This is a genomic window from Stenotrophomonas sp. 96582_Sma (genome assembly GCF_056480905.1).
Genome location: NZ_CM151122.1, coordinates 1732452 through 1748038, shown reverse-complemented (window position 1 = coordinate 1748038; position 15587 = coordinate 1732452). Strand labels below are relative to the sequence as shown.

Annotated in this window: 14 protein-coding genes and 1 tRNA gene; 3 read left to right on the top strand and 12 right to left on the bottom strand. The window is 67.3% G+C overall.

Translation table 11 applies throughout. From position 1 onward, the window contains the following. Window positions 1-43: 43 nt before the first annotated feature. Window positions 44-793 (bottom strand): phosphatase PAP2 family protein, encoded by a 750-nt coding sequence (locus tag ACZK2R_RS08170; protein WP_032128858.1) that lies wholly within the window; start codon window positions 791-793, stop codon window positions 44-46. Beyond that, window positions 774-2039, bottom strand: coding sequence for a flavodoxin-dependent (E)-4-hydroxy-3-methylbut-2-enyl-diphosphate synthase (gene ispG, locus ACZK2R_RS08165; RefSeq protein ID WP_180838578.1), 1266 nt, complete (start codon window positions 2037-2039; stop codon window positions 774-776). The genes ACZK2R_RS08170 and ispG overlap by 20 nt, the downstream gene beginning before the upstream one ends. Window positions 2040-2153: 114 nt before the next feature. On the opposite strand from ispG, the gene ACZK2R_RS08160 reads away from it, so the two are divergent. Together ACZK2R_RS08160 and ACZK2R_RS08155 are read left to right on the top strand one after the other, a co-directional pair. Beyond that, window positions 2154-3380 (top strand): ATP-binding protein, encoded by a 1227-nt coding sequence (locus ACZK2R_RS08160; RefSeq protein WP_180838577.1) that lies wholly within the window; start codon window positions 2154-2156, stop codon window positions 3378-3380. Continuing rightward, window positions 3377-3946, top strand: a complete 570-nt coding sequence (locus ACZK2R_RS08155) for a response regulator transcription factor (RefSeq protein ID WP_012510702.1) — start codon at window positions 3377-3379, stop codon at window positions 3944-3946. Before ACZK2R_RS08160 ends, ACZK2R_RS08155 begins: the two co-directional genes overlap by 4 nt. An 18-nt stretch (window positions 3947-3964) precedes the next feature. Here the strand turns inward: ACZK2R_RS08155 and ACZK2R_RS08150 are convergent, their stop codons facing one another. The 9 genes from ACZK2R_RS08150 to pcnB all read right to left on the bottom strand — a co-directional run bounded on the left by ACZK2R_RS08150 (window position 3965) and on the right by pcnB (window position 13563). After that, complete coding sequence (locus tag ACZK2R_RS08150; protein ID WP_180838576.1) at window positions 3965-6862, bottom strand: type 2 lanthipeptide synthetase LanM family protein; 2898 nt, start codon at window positions 6860-6862, stop codon at window positions 3965-3967. An 80-nt stretch (window positions 6863-6942) separates the two neighbouring features. Further along, window positions 6943-7149, bottom strand: a complete 207-nt coding sequence (locus tag ACZK2R_RS08145; protein WP_049400943.1) for a DUF6229 family protein — start codon at window positions 7147-7149, stop codon at window positions 6943-6945. 316 nt (window positions 7150-7465) lie between these two features. Next, the gene (pgi, locus tag ACZK2R_RS08140) at window positions 7466-8980 is read right to left on the bottom strand and encodes a glucose-6-phosphate isomerase (RefSeq protein WP_180838575.1); all 1515 of its coding nucleotides are present in this window, start codon (window positions 8978-8980) and stop codon (window positions 7466-7468) included. After that, complete coding sequence (gene panD / locus ACZK2R_RS08135) at window positions 8977-9357, bottom strand: aspartate 1-decarboxylase (protein ID WP_032128853.1); 381 nt, start codon at window positions 9355-9357, stop codon at window positions 8977-8979. Before panD ends, pgi begins: the two co-directional genes overlap by 4 nt. 87 nt (window positions 9358-9444) lie before the next feature. Beyond that, entirely contained in the window at window positions 9445-9942 is a 498-nt protein-coding gene (locus ACZK2R_RS08130) for a hypothetical protein (protein ID WP_180838574.1), read from the bottom strand. A 66-nt stretch (window positions 9943-10008) separates the two neighbouring features. Beyond that, window positions 10009-10848 (bottom strand): pantoate--beta-alanine ligase, encoded by an 840-nt coding sequence (gene panC / locus ACZK2R_RS08125; protein WP_125895697.1) that lies wholly within the window; start codon window positions 10846-10848, stop codon window positions 10009-10011. Next, complete coding sequence (panB, locus tag ACZK2R_RS08120; RefSeq protein WP_005416119.1) at window positions 10845-11660, bottom strand: 3-methyl-2-oxobutanoate hydroxymethyltransferase; 816 nt, start codon at window positions 11658-11660, stop codon at window positions 10845-10847. The genes panC and panB overlap by 4 nt, the downstream gene beginning before the upstream one ends. A 34-nt stretch (window positions 11661-11694) precedes the next feature. Continuing rightward, window positions 11695-12180: a 2-amino-4-hydroxy-6-hydroxymethyldihydropteridine diphosphokinase gene (folK, locus tag ACZK2R_RS08115; RefSeq protein WP_253145929.1), complete on the bottom strand. Its 486-nt coding sequence runs from the start codon at window positions 12178-12180 to the stop codon at window positions 11695-11697. Window positions 12181-12183: 3 nt separating this feature from the next. Then, a complete protein-coding gene (gene pcnB, locus ACZK2R_RS08110; RefSeq protein WP_032128849.1) occupies window positions 12184-13563 on the bottom strand; it encodes a polynucleotide adenylyltransferase PcnB in 1380 nt (459 codons plus the stop codon). Between the two features lie 52 nt (window positions 13564-13615). Between pcnB and ACZK2R_RS08105 the strand changes: the two genes are divergently transcribed. Continuing rightward, window positions 13616-13690: transfer RNA gene (locus ACZK2R_RS08105), tRNA-Glu, on the top strand. A 378-nt stretch (window positions 13691-14068) separates the two neighbouring features. Here ACZK2R_RS08105 and ACZK2R_RS08100 read toward each other — a convergent pair. Then, the gene (locus ACZK2R_RS08100; RefSeq protein ID WP_125895933.1) at window positions 14069-15493 is read right to left on the bottom strand and encodes a sugar porter family MFS transporter; all 1425 of its coding nucleotides are present in this window, start codon (window positions 15491-15493) and stop codon (window positions 14069-14071) included. Between the last annotated feature and the right edge of the window lie 94 nt (window positions 15494-15587).

Here is a 15587-nt window from a genome sequence, read left to right as displayed (position 1 = left end):
ACAACTGATCTATCACGTAGACGTCCCTCAAGGGCCATCCACGTCAATCCCCCTGTGATGATGCTTCGCTGGCCTTCGCTGGCGGCGAGCCGTGACGTCGCCATGGGTGCCGGCGACTGAACATGACCAGATAGCACCCTACCACCCAAACCAGCGCGGCACACCATCCGGCCAGGATATCGGAGGGGTAATGCACCCCCAGGTAGACCCGGGACACGCTGACCAGCAGGCTGAATGCCGGTGCCAGCAGCAGCACCGGCCAGCGCCAGCGGGTGTTCCAGGCCAGCAGTACCAGGGTCACTGCCAGGGTCATCGAGCCCATCGCATGGCCGCTGGGGAAGCTGAACGTCGATTCCGGCGCGATCGATTCCCACAGGCTGGGGCGCTGGCGCTGGAAGAAGTGCTTGCTGCCCATGTTCAGCAGCGCCGAGCCGACGAAGCTGACCGCCACGAAGGTCGCCTCGCGCCAACGCCGGTAGCCCAGCAGCACGCCGATGATCAGCACGTCGGCCGGGATCAGGAACCATTCGTAGCCCAGTCTGGAAATGAGCACGAAGAAGCGGTCCAGCAGCGGCGAATGCAGGCCATGCATCTGCCACAGCAGCGGCGCATCGAAATGGAACGATTCAAACTCGTGCACCTCGTCAGCCAGGGCGACGAAGCCGGCCAGCGGCAGCAGCACGCCACCGAACAGCAGGACCAGGCGCCAGGCATTGCGCGCCATCCAGTGGCGGAAGCCGGAGGCGGACTCCGGTGCAGCGAGGATCGCAGGCTTATCCGGCGCTTCGGACATACTTGTGTTCGACGTAATCGTCGATCAGGGCGACGAATTCCTGGGCGATGTTCTCGCCACGCAGGGTCACCTTCTTTTCGCCATCGACGAACACCGGCGCTGCAGGCGTTTCACCCGTGCCGGGCAGCGAGATGCCGATATTGGCATGGCGCGACTCACCCGGCCCGTTGACGATGCAGCCCATCACCGCCAGGGTCATGTTCTCCGCACCCGGGTGGTGGATCTTCCACAGCGGCATCTTCTCGCGCACGTGGTTCTGTACCACCTTGGCCAGCTCCTGGAAGAACTCGGAGGTGGTGCGGCCGCAGCCCGGGCAGGCCGTGACCAGCGGCGTGAAGGCGCGCTGGCCGGTGGTCTGCAGCAGCTCCTGGGCGACGATCACTTCCTGCGTACGCGACTGGCCCGGTTCCGGGGTCAGCGAGATGCGGATGGTGTCACCGATGCCCTCCTGCAGCAGCACGCTCAGCGCCGCGGACGAGGCGACGATGCCCTTGCTGCCAATTCCGGCCTCGGTCAGGCCCAGGTGCAGGGCGAAATCCGAGCGCTGGGCCAGGTCGCGGTACACCGCGATCAGCTCCTGCACGCCACTGACCTTGGCCGACAGTACGATGCGGTCGCGCGGCAGGCCGAGCTCCACCGCCTGCTCTGCCGAATCCAGCGCCGAGCGGATCAGCGCCTCGCGCAGCACGCGGCCGGCGTCCCAGGGCTGCTCACGCAGGTTGTTCTCGTCCATCAGCCTTGCCGCCAGGGCCTGGTCCAGCGAGCCCCAGTTGGCACCGATGCGCACCGGCTTGTTGTAGCGGATCGCGAACTCGATCAGCTGGGCGAACTGCAGGTCCTTCTTCTTGCCGAAGCCGACATTGCCCGGGTTGATGCGGTACTTGGCCAGCGCTTCGGCACAGGCCGGTTCGGCGGTCAGCAGCTGATGGCCGTTGTAATGGAAGTCACCGATCAGCGGCACGTCGATGCCCATCATCGCCAGCTTGTCGACAATGCGCGGGATCGCCGCAGCCGCTTCCACGGTATTGACGGTCAGCCGCACCATTTCCGAACCCGCACGCCACAACTCGGCCACCTGCTTCACGCTGGAGGCCACGTCGGAGGTATCGGTGTTGGTCATCGACTGCACCACGACCGGCTTGCCTCCGCCTACGGTGACCCCGCCGATCTGGACGGCATGGGTCTGGCGGCGGGGCCAGGCAGTGGCATCGGAAGGGGGCGTCGGGCGGGTAACGGCGTCGTGCATGGGCGCATTCTACCGCCCGCCTCTGCATTCCGGGTGACTCGCATTCAGCCGGCGGCACGGCTGCGGCCGATTGTCGCAGGCACGGTCACGCGTGAACGCATACGATGAGCGTGAATGACCGGTCCCGACGCCCCGTTTCTCCGAACCCTGTGCAGCCTGCGCTGGCTTGCCGTAGGTGGCCAGGCCGCCACCATCCTGGTTGCCACCTGGGTGCTGGGCCTGCCGTTGCCGCAACTGCCATTGTGGGCGGGCGTGGCCGTGCTGACCCTGTTCAACATCTACACCCAGCTGCGCCCGGAGGCGGCCGACACCGCGCCACTGACCGCGTTCGGCCACATTCTGGTGGACGTGATCATCCTGACCTGGATGGTGGGCTGGAGTGGCGGCATGGCCAACCCGTTCAGTTCGCTGTTCCTGATCCTGATCGCGCTCGCCGCGTTCGCCCTGCCCCTGCGCTGGGCGCTGGCGGTGTCGCTGGCCTGCCTGCTCGGCTACGCCGCCAGCGGCATCTTCGGCCAGTCACTGCCGGATGGCTATTTCCGCGCCCAGGACCTCAACCGCTGGGGCGTGGTCGCCAATTTCCTGATTTCCGCAGCGGTCGTGCTGACCTTCTCCACCCGCCTGGCACTGGCGCTGCGCCAGCGCGAACTGGAACTGTCGGCCCTGCGCGAACGCTTCGCCCGCAACGAGGGCATCGTCGCCCTGGCCACCCATGCCGCCTCGGTGGCGCATGAGCTGAACACGCCGCTGGCGACCATGACCCTGCTCGCCGATGACGTCGCCGAGCGCAGCGAAGAGCCCGAAGTACGCGAAGACATGGAAACCCTGCGCGAGCTGCTGGTGCAGTGCCGCGAGCGCGTGCTGGCGCTGGCCGCACCGGCCTCGGCCGATGCACCGGGTCGCAGTCACTCCAGCGCCCAGCAGGTACTGGAACAGTGGCGCCTGGTGCGGCCGACCATCGACCTGCATCGCAATGACGATGCGCCGCTGCGGCTGCCACTCGACCCGGGCGTGGGCCATCTGCTGATGGTCCTGCTCAACAATGCCGCCGATGCCGGCGAGCAGGCCGGCCGGCCGCGCGTGGACCTGGACCTGCGCATCGAAGGCGACGACCTGATCGGCGAAGTCCGCGACTACGGCCACGGCTTCGACGCCCGTGCCGCGGTGCTGCCGGGCAAGCTGTTCGGCAGCAGCAAAAGCGAGGGCATGGGCGTCGGCCTGGCCCTGTCCCATGCCACCATCGAACGCCTCGACGGCGAGATGTGGATGCGCCCGGCCCAGGGGGCCGGCAGCCGCGTCGGCTTCCGCCTGCCGCTGGCCCCACGTGAGGACACCCCATGAGCCTTCATCACTCCACCCTGGGCCTGCTGGTCGACGACGACGAGCTGTACCTGCGCACCCTGCAGCGCAGCCTGGCCCGCAAGGGGCTTGAAACGCAGACCGCACAGGATGCCGCCAGTGCGCTGGCGCTGGCCCGCCAGCACCCGCCGGCGTTCGCGCTGATCGACCTGAAGCTGGGCAGCGATTCCGGCCTGGCACTGATCCAGCCGCTGCGTGCCCTGCGCGCGGACATGCGGATCCTGCTGGTGACCGGCTACGCCAGCATTGCCACCGCCGTGGAGGCGATCAAGCTGGGCGCGGATGACTACCTGCCGAAGCCGGCCACGGTGCCCATGATCCTGCGCGCACTCGGCGAGGAAGACGATGGTCCGGCCGACGATGGCGAGATGGAAGTGCCCGACGCGATGACGCCGATCAGCCGCCTGCAGTGGGAACACATCCAGCAGGCGATGCACGAGACCGGCGGCAACGTGTCCGCAGCCGCCCGCCTGCTCGGCATGCACCGGCGTTCGCTGCAGCGCAAGCTGGCCAAGCGGCCAAGCCCGGAACGCGATCCCAGCCGTTGATCACCGGACCCGTCCGGCTCAGACCTCGGCCAGCACTGCTCGGTCCTGCGCGGCGCTGGAGCGCGACGCCGACGCATCGACCCGCGCCGCTACCGTCTCCTGCAGCAGCGGCGACGGCAGCGTGCAGGCCGGATGCATGCGCAGGAAGCCATAGATCGTCCCTGCCAGACCGATCATCAGGCCCGGAGTAAAGGCCGCGCGGGTCAGCCCGCCGACCATGCCCTGGTGCTCCTCGATCGAAGAAACGATCTCGATGGCGGCCTCGTCCTGCGGATAGGGACACCCCTCCGGATCCAACGCAGCCGCCAGCACCAGCAACTCCCGGGTGGACACATCGCCATGGCACAGGGTGTGGCTGAACCCCCATTTGCCGCGCGCGTCGGCCACAGCCCGCCGCATGTCACGCAACTGCGCGGGATCGCCGGTGCGGGCATACAGATCCGCCGCCGCCAGACCGATGCCAACACTGCCATGGCACCAGGTCGGGAAATTCTTCTGCCCGTCCTCCAGGTGGATATCGCGCCAGCGCCCGGTATGCGGCTCGAACAGCGCCGCCTGGAACGCAAAGGCTCCTTCGGCCAGCTGCCGCCAGGCGGCCCGCTCAGGCACGCTGCCGGCATCCGAACGCGCCAGCCGTGCCAGCGCCCAGCCCATGCCCATCGCGCCGTGGCCAAAGCCACCGATCGGCTCGCGGAACTGTGGCGTCGGCCAGCGTGCGCCGTCGGCATCGACGATCGCTGCTTCCTGCATGCGGCGCCCGGCTGCAGCCGCCAACTCCAGCCAGCGCGATCTGCCGGTGGCCTCGGCCAGCGCCAGCAACGGCAGGATCATGCCGGACACGCCATCAATCAGTTCGAATTTCACCGGCCCCTGGAAACCACGACGTTCCACTCCTTCCGCACAGCGCTCGGCCAGCGCGAGCAGTGCGGGGCGCTGCAGCAGATCATGCAATGCCAGCAGGGTCCAGATCTGCGAGCCCGAGCCGACGAAACCACCATCGATCCCGGCGGGATGGCGCTCGCACATGGTCTGGAACACCGCAATGGCGCCTTCGATGGCCGGATCCAACCCAGCCACCGGATCGGCACGTCCCTGCTCCACTTCCCGGCGGTAGGCCGCCAGCGCGAACGCAATGCCTCCCAGCCCGAAATACAGGTCGGGCTGCACCGGCTGGACGGTCCACCCGGTACGGGTCACCTCGGGTGTGATCCAGGTCATCGAACCGTCTTCGCCGTGCACCGCCAGCCGCAGCAGGCTCTCCACCGCGCGCGCGGCCAGCGTGCGACGGCGTGCATCCAGGTCGTCCGCACGCGGATGCTGTGCTGCATAGCTGTGGCCGGATCTAGCCTCGGCGCGGGCCAGCGCATGCTGGTTCAGGTCGGTGGCTACCAGCGTGCTGCGGATGGTCACGTCTTCCAGGTCGATGCGCATCGCACGCCAGTTGTCGGTGATGGAGCGGATGCGGGCCGCGTCCAGCTGCGATGCGAAGATCGGAATGTCACCGTGGCGCAGGTCGTCCACTTCGCCGCGCACGGTCTCCAGGTCCGATGGCGCGGCCGGTGACACCGCCGCATTGCGCACCAGCAGGTCGATCGCGCGTTCAACCGCCTGGGCTTCCTTGTGCAGCGATGCCGGATGCCAGAGCATCCGCCCGAGCTCGGCGTAGGCCATGGTCGGCCGCCGCACATCGCGCACCTGGCAGCCCTCGAAACCGGCCAGCAACGGCATCAGTTCGCCCCTGGCATCCAGCGCACGCAGGCGCCCGCTGGCATCGACGAAACCCTCGCTGATGTGATCCCAGTACAACGACACATCGGGCTGCGGGCTCGGATGGTTCTGTGCGATGGCGACCTCTGCCTCGACCAAGCCCAGCCGCGCCGGCGCCGTCCCGTCTTCGATGATCACCGGCACCTGCACGCGCGGCTGCTCGCCCGGCAGTGCGCCGGCGGCGGACAGGTCCACGCCTTCCATGCCGAGGCCGGTGGTGCGGAACGGCACGATACCGGTGCGCAGCACCGAATTGCGCATCAGCTTGACTGCCGTGTCATAGGCATCGCCCAGACCGGATGGTTCGACGTCGATGACCTGCGAGAACACGCTTTCGGCGTCGACCACCACCGGCACCGGCCCGACCGCGATCAGGTTCTCCAGATGGATGTCGGTCCCGCCCACCAGGCGCAGGATGGCCAGCCAGTGACCGAGACCGCGGTAGTAGGCGCGCAGCTCTTCGTCACCGGAACAATAACGGTGCTCAGCAAATGCAGCCCAGCCGTGGCTGCCACGATCCACCACGCGCGGCACGCGTACCCGGCCAGGGCCCTCGCCGAAGACGGCTTCAAGCAGGCCATCAAGCGTGGCATCGATGCGCAGCGAGCGCGGCTTGTACATCAGCGTACCGCCGTCGAACTGCAACCGCGCCACGGTCCGGCCGCCACCGTGCAGGTCACCGCGCCCCAGCGACACGGCACGCAGCGATCCTGCCGGACTGCCGAGCAGGTCCGTCAGCAGCGCACGATCACGGCCGATGCGCGCGGCCAGCTCCACCACAGCCGCACATTGTCCTTCGAGCATGCGCGACAGCCGCGGCAGCAGCACCGGGTAGCGTCGCTGCAGATGCTCATGGAAGCCCTCGCTGGTGGCGAGGGTTACGAATTCGTCCAGCGCACCGGCGCCCTCAAGCGGGCCGATGTCACCACCGCGCGCGGCCGCATGCAGTTCCAGCAGCAGTACGCGGTTGAGCTTGAGCTGGGCATGTTCACGAAGCGCCGCATCGCCCTGCTCATGCAGGAGTGCGCGCTCGTCTGGCCGCAGATCGATGGCGGGGTCATGCAGGCCAGCCGCCAACGCTGTGCGCGCGTCGACAAGAAAATGTTCGGTGATGCGCGCAAACGCGGCCGCAGCCGGAGAAGCGGTCATTACGCCCCCTGCAAAGTGTCCAGAGTCTGTTCCAGTCGCCGGCACGCAGCGCAAGCCGCTGCGTGCCGGCTCGGGCTACATCAACAGCACAGGCAGTGATTGACCACCGACATCGTGGTGGTGCACTCGGTACCGCCACCGGTGATCAGGGTGTCGGAGGCCGACGTGAGCGCGGACTCGGTGGCCCCAGCGCCATAGATGAACAGCGAACCCGCAGGGTTGGCGCATCCATCCACATCGTCCGAGCCATTGAGCCAGCCGGACACAACATCGTCGTTCAGATCCATTCGCAATCTCCTGTCATTCACAACATGAGGCGTTGAGGACATGGATCGATTCCACGTCCCTTCGGATACGGCCAGTCCCTGGCATCAACATCATGCTGCGAGCGATACTGGATGACAGGTACAGCCGCCTGTGCACACTGCATTGGCACGCGATGCACAGTCAAGCTGCGCTGCGGCAGGCACGCGGATGCGCTGCATGCGCAGCACGGTAACGACACGGAATGAGTGGCCGCGCCGCCATTCCTGCGCGACCGGATCGAAGGCAACCGGAGAGGCATCGGATGGCCGGCCGGCGCCGGCACATCCGCAGGCCCGGTCAGCCCTTCAGCTGCGCCAGGATCTCGCGGGTCATCGGATCGGCAATCGCCACATCCTCACCCTGCAGCGCCGGCAGCAGACCACTGGCCAGCTGCTTGCCAAGCTCGACACCGAACTGGTCGAAGGCATTGATGTTCCAGATCACCGACTGCAAGTACACGGCGTGTTCGTACATGGCGATCAGCGCACCCAGCGCCTGCGGGGTCAGCGCGTCGAGCAGGATCAGCGTGCTCGGGCGGCCGCCCGGGTAATCACGGTGCGGGTCGTCGCTGCTCTGGCCATTGGCCAGTGCTTCGGTCTGCGCCAGCAGATTGGCCAGCAGGGCCTGATGATTGATCGTGTAGGGATCGTCGTTGTGTACGCAGCCGATGAAGTCGGCCGGAACGATGCTGGTGCCCTGATGCAGTGCCTGGAAGAAGCTGTGCTGCACATCGGTGCCCGCGCCGCCCCACCACACCGGCACGGTGTCGGTGGTGACCGGCTGGCCGTCACGCTGCACGCGCTTGCCCAGGCTTTCCATCACCAGCTGCTGCAGGTAGGCCGGCAGCAGCGCCAGGCGCTGGTCGTAAGTCATCACCGCGTGCGTGGCATGGCCCAGCAGGTTGCGGTTCCAGATGTCGGTCAGGCCGTGCAGCACCGGCAGGTTGCGCTCCAGCGGTGCATCCAGCGCGTGCGCATCCATCTGCGCGGCGCCTTCCAGCAGCTGCTCGAAGCGCTCGAAACCGATCGCAAGCGCGATCGGGAAACCAACGGCCGACCACAGCGAATAACGGCCACCGACCCAGTCCCACATCGGCAGTACGCGATCGGCGGCGATCGCGAAGGCCTTGGCGGCGCGATCCGGATTGGCGCTGACTGCATACAGGCGCTCGCTGCCACCCAGCCAGTCGTGCAGGATCTGGCCGTTGAGCAGGGTTTCCTGGGTACCGAAGGTCTTGGAGATGAGGATGCCGGCGGTCTTCGCCGGATCCAGCGTGGCCAGCGTGCGCTGCATGGCGGCGCCGTCCACGTTCGATACGAAATGCACGCGCAGGCGCGCGCCGGTGACCGGGCGCAACGCATCGGCGACCAGGCGCGGACCGAGATCGGAACCACCGATGCCGACGCTGACCACGTCAGTGACGCCGCTGTCTTCCAGCGCACGCACCAGCACGCCCATGCGCTGGCGGATCCCGCGCGCGGTGGCATAGGCCTCGGCTGCAACCGGCGCATCGACCACGTCGCCGCGCAGCGCGGTATGCAGCGCGGCGCGACCTTCGGTCAGGTTGACCTGCTCGCCACGGAACAAGCGGGTGATGGCACCACCGACATCACGGTCGGCGGCCAACGTGAGCAGGGCCTGCAACGCCGCGGCATCGTATTTCTGCCGCGCGAAGTTGACGTACAACGGACCGACCCGCAGCGCCAGGTCCTGCACGCGGCCGGGTTCGGCGGCGAGCAGGCTGGGAATGCTTGCGCCCTTCAGGCGCTGGGCGTGGGAATGCAGCGAGTCGAATCCGTTGTTCGTTGTCATGCGGCCTGGGTCGGGATCGTGTCGTTGGTGTGGGAGATCTGGTTCTTGCCATCAACGTACACCAGCTTCGGCTTGAAGCTGTCAGCTTCCTGCTCGGTCATGCTGGCGAACGCGGCGATGATGATGATGTCACCGACCTGCACGTGACGCGCAGCGCCACCGTTGAGCGAGACGACGCCGCTGCCGGCTTCGGCGCGGATGGCGTAGGTCGAGAAGCGCGCACCGTTGGTCACGTCCCAGATGTGCACCTGCTCGAACTCGCGGATGCCGGTGGCAGCCAGCAGGTTGTCATCGATGGCGATCGAGCCTTCGTAGTTCAGCTCGGAATGGGTGACGGTGGCGCGGTGGATCTTGGTCTTGAGCAGGGACAGGTGCATGGGGGCGCTGCAACGGCAAAGGAAAGAGCGGATTCTAGCACCCGCTTGGCCATCGTCAGGGGGCCGCAGCAGGACGCTGAGGGCTGTTCAGGCCCCCTCCCCCCGCGGCGGCGGCGCGGCATGCCCGGAACGGCCCTCCAGAGACAGCCGGAACACCGTATGGAAGGCCAGCCCGGCGACCAGGCCGAAGCCACCTGCGGCCAGCACCTGCAAGGCATAGCTGATCACGTCGAAGGTGTCGACATAGCGCAGGCGCTGCAGCAGCGGACCATTGTCCGCGCCCGGCCAGGTGCAGGTGGCCATGGCCAGCGCGCCCAGTCCGAAGCCGACCAGCACGAATCCAGTCCGGCGCAGCCGCTGTTGAGATTGCAGGATCAGCGCCATCGGCAGCAACACCGCGATCGCATTGCACACGGCCAACACGAACATCAGCCCACCGCCGGTGAGCGCAGGCATCGGCGTGCGCCGGAATTCAAGCGCGAACAACAGGCCGCCAAACAGCTGGGCCGGCAGCATGCCGGCGGCCAGCACCGCCAGGATCGAGGCCTGGGCAAGACGGCCGGTATCAGTGCTGGGGGTCTTCATTTCCGGTCTCCCGTCCGTGGGAAGTCGAGAGGCGCCCGTTGCGGGCGCCCCGGAGCCGCATGCGGCTCAGAACTCCAGGTTGTCGATCAGGCGCGTGCTGCCCAGGCGTGCGGCGATCAGCGCCACGCGGCCACCGCCGTCGAAGGTCGGCTCGGCCAGTTCCGGCGTGCGCAACACGGCGTAGTCGACCTGGAAACCATCCGCCTGCAGCGCGGCCGTTGCGTCGGCCTCGATCTGCGCGCGCGACTGGCCAGCCACGTAACCCTCGCGCATGCCCAGCAGGGTGCGGTGGATGCTGGTCGCGACCGGGCGCTGTTCGGCGCTCAGGTACTGGTTGCGCGAACTCTTGGCCAGGCCATCCTCGTCGCGCACGATGTCCGCACCGACGATCTGGATCGGGAACGACAGTTCGGCCACCATCTGCTTGATGACGGCCAGCTGCTGGTAGTCCTTGCGGCCAAACACGGCCACGTCCGGCTGCACCTGCAGGAACAGGCGCGCGACCACCGTGCAGACGCCATCGAAGTGCCCCGGACGGCTGGCGCCTTCCAGCACTTCACTCACGCCCGGCGCGTGCATGCGCGTGGTCTTGTCCACCCCCAGCGGGTACATCACCTCGACGCTGGGCAGCCACACCGCATCGCAGCCGGCCTGCTCCAGCCCGGCCACATCGGCCTCTGGCGTGCGCGGGTAGCGGCTGAAATCCTCGTTCGGCCCGAACTGGGTCGGGTTGACGAAGATGCTCGCCACCACCTTGTCGGCGTACTGGCGGGCCAGGGTCACCAGCGAATGGTGACCTCCATGCAGGTTGCCCATGGTCGGCACCAGCGCCACCCGCAGGCCCTCGCGCTTCCACTGGGCGATCTGCCCGCGCAGTGCGCCGAGCTCGTTGAAGGTCTGGATCATTGGGCGTAGGCGTGCTGTTCGTCGGGGAAGCTGCCGTCGCGCACCGCGTCGGCATAGGCGCGGGTGGCACCGGCCACCGAACCGCCTTCGGCAAGGAAATCCTTGACGAACTTGGGACGGCGATGACCACTGTCCAGGCCGAGGAAATCATGCAGCACCAGCACCTGGCCATCGCACTGCGGGCCTGCGCCAATGCCGATGGTCGGCACATCCACCGCAGCGGTCACTTCGGCGGCGACCGGAGTCGGCACGCATTCGAGCACCATGATGCTGGCGCCGGCAGCGGCCACAGCCTTGGCATCTTCCACCAGCTGGCGCGCGGCATCGCCACGACCCTGGATCTTGAAGCCGCCCAGTCGCAGCACCGACTGCGGGGTCAGGCCCAGATGCGCGCAGACCGGAATCTCGCGCTCCACCAGGTAGCGGATGATGTCGACCTTGAAGCCGGCACCTTCGATCTTGACCATCTCCGCGCCCGCCTGCAGCAGCTGCAACGAGGCATCCAGCGCGCGCTCCGGGGTGGCATCGGCGCCGAACGGCAGGTCGGCCACCAGCAACGCACGCTGCAGCACGCGGGCCACGGCGCGGGTGTGGTAGACCATGTCGGCCACGGTCACCGGCAAGGTCGAATCATGGCCCTGCACGACCATGCCCAGCGAATCGCCGATCAGGATCAGGTCGACGCCGTTGGCATCGAAAGTGCGGGCGAAGCCGGCGTCGTAGGCGGTCAACATGACCAGCTTCTGGCCATTGCGCTTGGCCTCGGCCAGGGCGGGAACGGTCCAGGGCTTGCTGTCTGCGTGGGTGCTCATGTGCTGATAACCGGGGGAGATAACCCGGGCATTATCACCCTATCGGCGCAATCCCGCAGGCATCCACCCGCATCACTGCATCCCGCACGCGGCCATGGCCGGGAATGGCCAGATCCGGCGCGATTTCGGCCAGCGGCACCAACACGAAGGCACGCTCGTGCAGGTAAGGATGCGGCACCTGCAGACCAGGCTGGTCGAGCATCTGCGCGCCATACAGCAGCAGGTCCAGGTCCAGCGCGCGCGGGCCCCAGTGCACCGCCGGATCGCGTACGCGACCAAAACGCTGCTCCAGCGCCAGCATCGCCTGCAGCAGCGTATCGGCGGGCAGCGTGGTCTCGACCGCAGCCACCGCGTTGACGAACGGCGGCTGGTCTTCATTGCCCCAGGCCGGCGTGGCGTACAGCCTTGAGGCTTGGCGCAGGCGGGTATCGGGCAGTCCGTCGAGCGCGGCAATCGCCGCGCCGACGGTGACGGCCGCGTCGCCAAGGTTGGCGCCGAGGCCGATCCAGGCAAGGGTCATCGTTTACTCGCCAGCCGCACCGGCCGGGGCACCCGGACGACGGCGGCGACGGCGGCGCTTGCGCGGTGCCCCGCTCTCGTCATCCCCCTCTTCGCTGTGCATCACGTCCAGCGACGACTCCAGCTCACGACCGGACTGCGCCTGCGCCTCACGCCAGAACTCGACATCGGCGGCGTGCTCGGCCGAGGCCACCTGGCGCAGGCTGAGGAAGTCGAACGCAGCGCGGAAGCGCGGATGGGTCAGGGTACGGAACACGCGCTTGCGCTGGCGCGAGCTGAAGCGCGACTGCAGCAGCCAGATTTCCTGCATCGGCAGCGAGAAGCGGCGCGGCAGCGCGATGGTGCTCAGCTGCTGCACCGTGACGCGATCGGCGGCACGGCGCTGCGCCTCTTCCGGTGCCACGCCCTGCTTGAGCAGGGTTGCCTGGGCGCGGCAGAACGCCGGCCACAGCAGCAGCGCAAACAGGAACGCGGGCGAGACTGGTTCATCGTTGGCCACGCGGGCATCGGTGTTGGCCAGGCCCTCCACCAGCATGCGGCGCAGCGCGCCGGTGCGGTTGGACTTCAGTGCCTTGGCGCTCTCCGGGAACAGCACGTCCAGCAGGCCGTAGCGCTCAAGGCCTTCGAAGCTGGCCACGCCGTGCCCGGACAGGAACAGCTTGAGCACTTCTTCGAACAGGCGCGCCGGTGCGGCTTCGTTGAGCAGGCCGGCCAGGTGCGGGATCGGCGCGGCGGTGCCCTCTTCGATCTGGAAGCCGAGTTTGGCCGCCAGGCGCACCGCACGCAGCATGCGCACCGGATCTTCGCGATAACGCTGCTCGGGGTCGCCGATCAGCTTCATCAGGCGCGCCTGGACGTCCTCGAAGCCGCCGGTGTAATCACGCACCGAGAAGTCCTCGATGGCGTAGTACAGGGCGTTGCAGGTGAAGTCGCGGCGGATGGCGTCGTCTTCGATGGTGCCGTACACGTTGTCGCGCACGAGCATGCCGTTTTCCATCTCGCGGTCGCCGCTGCCGTCATCGCTGTTGGCACGGAAGGTGGCGACTTCGATGATTTCGCGGCCGAACACCACATGGGCGAGGCGGAACCGGCGACCGATCAGGCGGCAGTTGCGGAACAGCTGCTTGACCTGTTCGGGCGTGGCGTCGGTGGCCACGTCGAAATCCTTGGGTTGGCCATTGACCAGCAGATCGCGCACCGCGCCGCCGACAAGGTAGGCGCCGAAGCCGGCATCGCGCAGGCGATAAAGCACGCGCAGGGCGTTCGGGCTGATGTCCTTGCGGGAGATCGTGTGCTGGTCGCGCGGGATGACGCGCAGGCTGAACGGTGATGTAGCAGAGGAAATGATGTTGGCGCTTCCGGTTGAAGTTTCGGGATTGCCCAATGGCATCGAGGTGCATATACTAGCGCTCCTGCCTCGGCAGCGACACAGTTACGCTCCCTTCGTCTAGTGGTTAGGACGTGGCCCTCTCAAGGCTAAAACAGGGGTTCGAGTCCCCTAGGGAGCGCCAGTCGCCGCAGCAGGAACCGAAAAAGCCCGCCTTTGTGCGGGCTTTTCTGTTTTCCGGGGATTGCATTGGCATCGGTCGGCCTGGTCGCAGTAGCGCCTTCCTGTTCCTGCGCGGGAGGGGGCGGGCCACCCCCTCCAGACGATTTCCCGCGACGGCGGCACGAACAGCCTCGCTCCTCCGCAGCCAATTCAATCCCGACGCGCAGACCTGCGTCCGCCACCCGCAATGTGTCGAGAGGCTGCAGGCCAGCCGATCCAGGACCGTTGGCGCCATGGATGGCGCCATCGAGCCCCCATGGATGGGTTTACGGCGTGTCCTGGATCGGCTGGCCTGCAGCCTCCCCACGGAGAAAGGAGGCGCTGAAACACAGGCCGGCCGTCAGCCTTCCATCTGCTCCAGCTCCTTGCCCTTGGTCTCGCGCACGTAACGGACCACGAAGAAGATCGAGAGGATCGCAACGACAGCGTAGATGCCGTAGGCCCCGGCCAGGCCGATGCCGGCCAGCAGCATCGGGAAGGTCACGGTGATCGCGAAATTCGACGTCCACTGCGCCGCACCGGCAACGGCCAACGCCGGGCCGCGGATCTGGTTCGGGAACATTTCGCCCAGCATCACCCACATCACCGGGCCCCAGGACATGTTGAAGAACACCACGTAGACGTTGGCCGCAACCAGCGCCAGCCGGCCCATGCCGTCGGACAGCTGCAGGCGACCATCGGCCAGGCTGCCACTGGCGAAGGCGACCACCATCAGCACCAGCGCCACCGACATCCCAACCGAGCCGATCCACAGCAGCGGCTTGCGCCCGATGCGGTCGATCAACAGCACCGTCAGCAGGCAGGCGCCGATGCTCAGCGCGCCGGACAGCACGTTGATCAGCAGCGCGTCGCTTTCCGAGAAGCCCACCGCCTGCCACAGCACCGCGCCGTAATAGAACACCACGTTGATGCCGACCAGCTGCTGGAACATGGCCAGGCCAATGCCTACCCAGAGGATCGGGCGCAGCTTGCCGGTGACCGTGTCGCGCAGGTCGCTGAAGCGCGGCTTGTGCTGATCCTGGGCCAAGCTGGCTTCGATCTCGGCCTGCTTGGTCGCCGCTGCCGCCTCGCCGTACAGCCGCGACAGTACCGCCCTCGCCTGCTGCTGACGCCCCTTCAGGACCAGGAAGCGCGGGCTTTCCGGAATCACCAGCAACAACAGCAGGAACAGCCCGGACGGCAGCGCCTGCATCCAGAACATCCAGCGCCAGGCCTCATGGCCCAGCCATAGCGGCTCGGTTGACGCCCCAGCAGCTCGGGCCAGCAGGTAATTGCTGAGGAAGGCGGCGAACAGGCCGCAGATGATCGCCATCTGCTGCACCGTGGCCAAACGCCCGCGATAGCGCGCCGAGGCCACCTCGGCAATGTAGGCCGGCGACATCACGCTGGCCGCGCCCACCGCGAAGCCGCCGAGCACGCGTGCGGCGATGAACAGCCAGGAAGCGTGAGCGGCACCGGCGCCCAGCGCCGAGACCAGGAACATCAGTGCCGAGGCGATCAGCACGCCACGACGGCCCAGGCGATCCCCCAGCCAGCCGGCCAGGAAGGCACCGATCGCGCAGCCCAGCAGCATCGAGGCCACTTCGAAACCGAGCGCCGCCTCGCTGGAGTTGAAGGCCTGGCGCAGGCCGTCGACCGTGCCATTGATGACACCACTGTCGAAGCCGAACAGGAATCCACCCAGCGTGGCCACGCAGCTGATCAGGACGATGAATGCAGTGTTCTCACCACCATGGGAGGCGATGTAGGGCTGAGCTGGGGACATGAACGATCCTGCTGGGAAGGGGTCCGGCCATCCAACGCAGCCGGCTGACCCGCAGCGTCGCACAGGCCTCACCCTGCCGCCAACGACCACCACG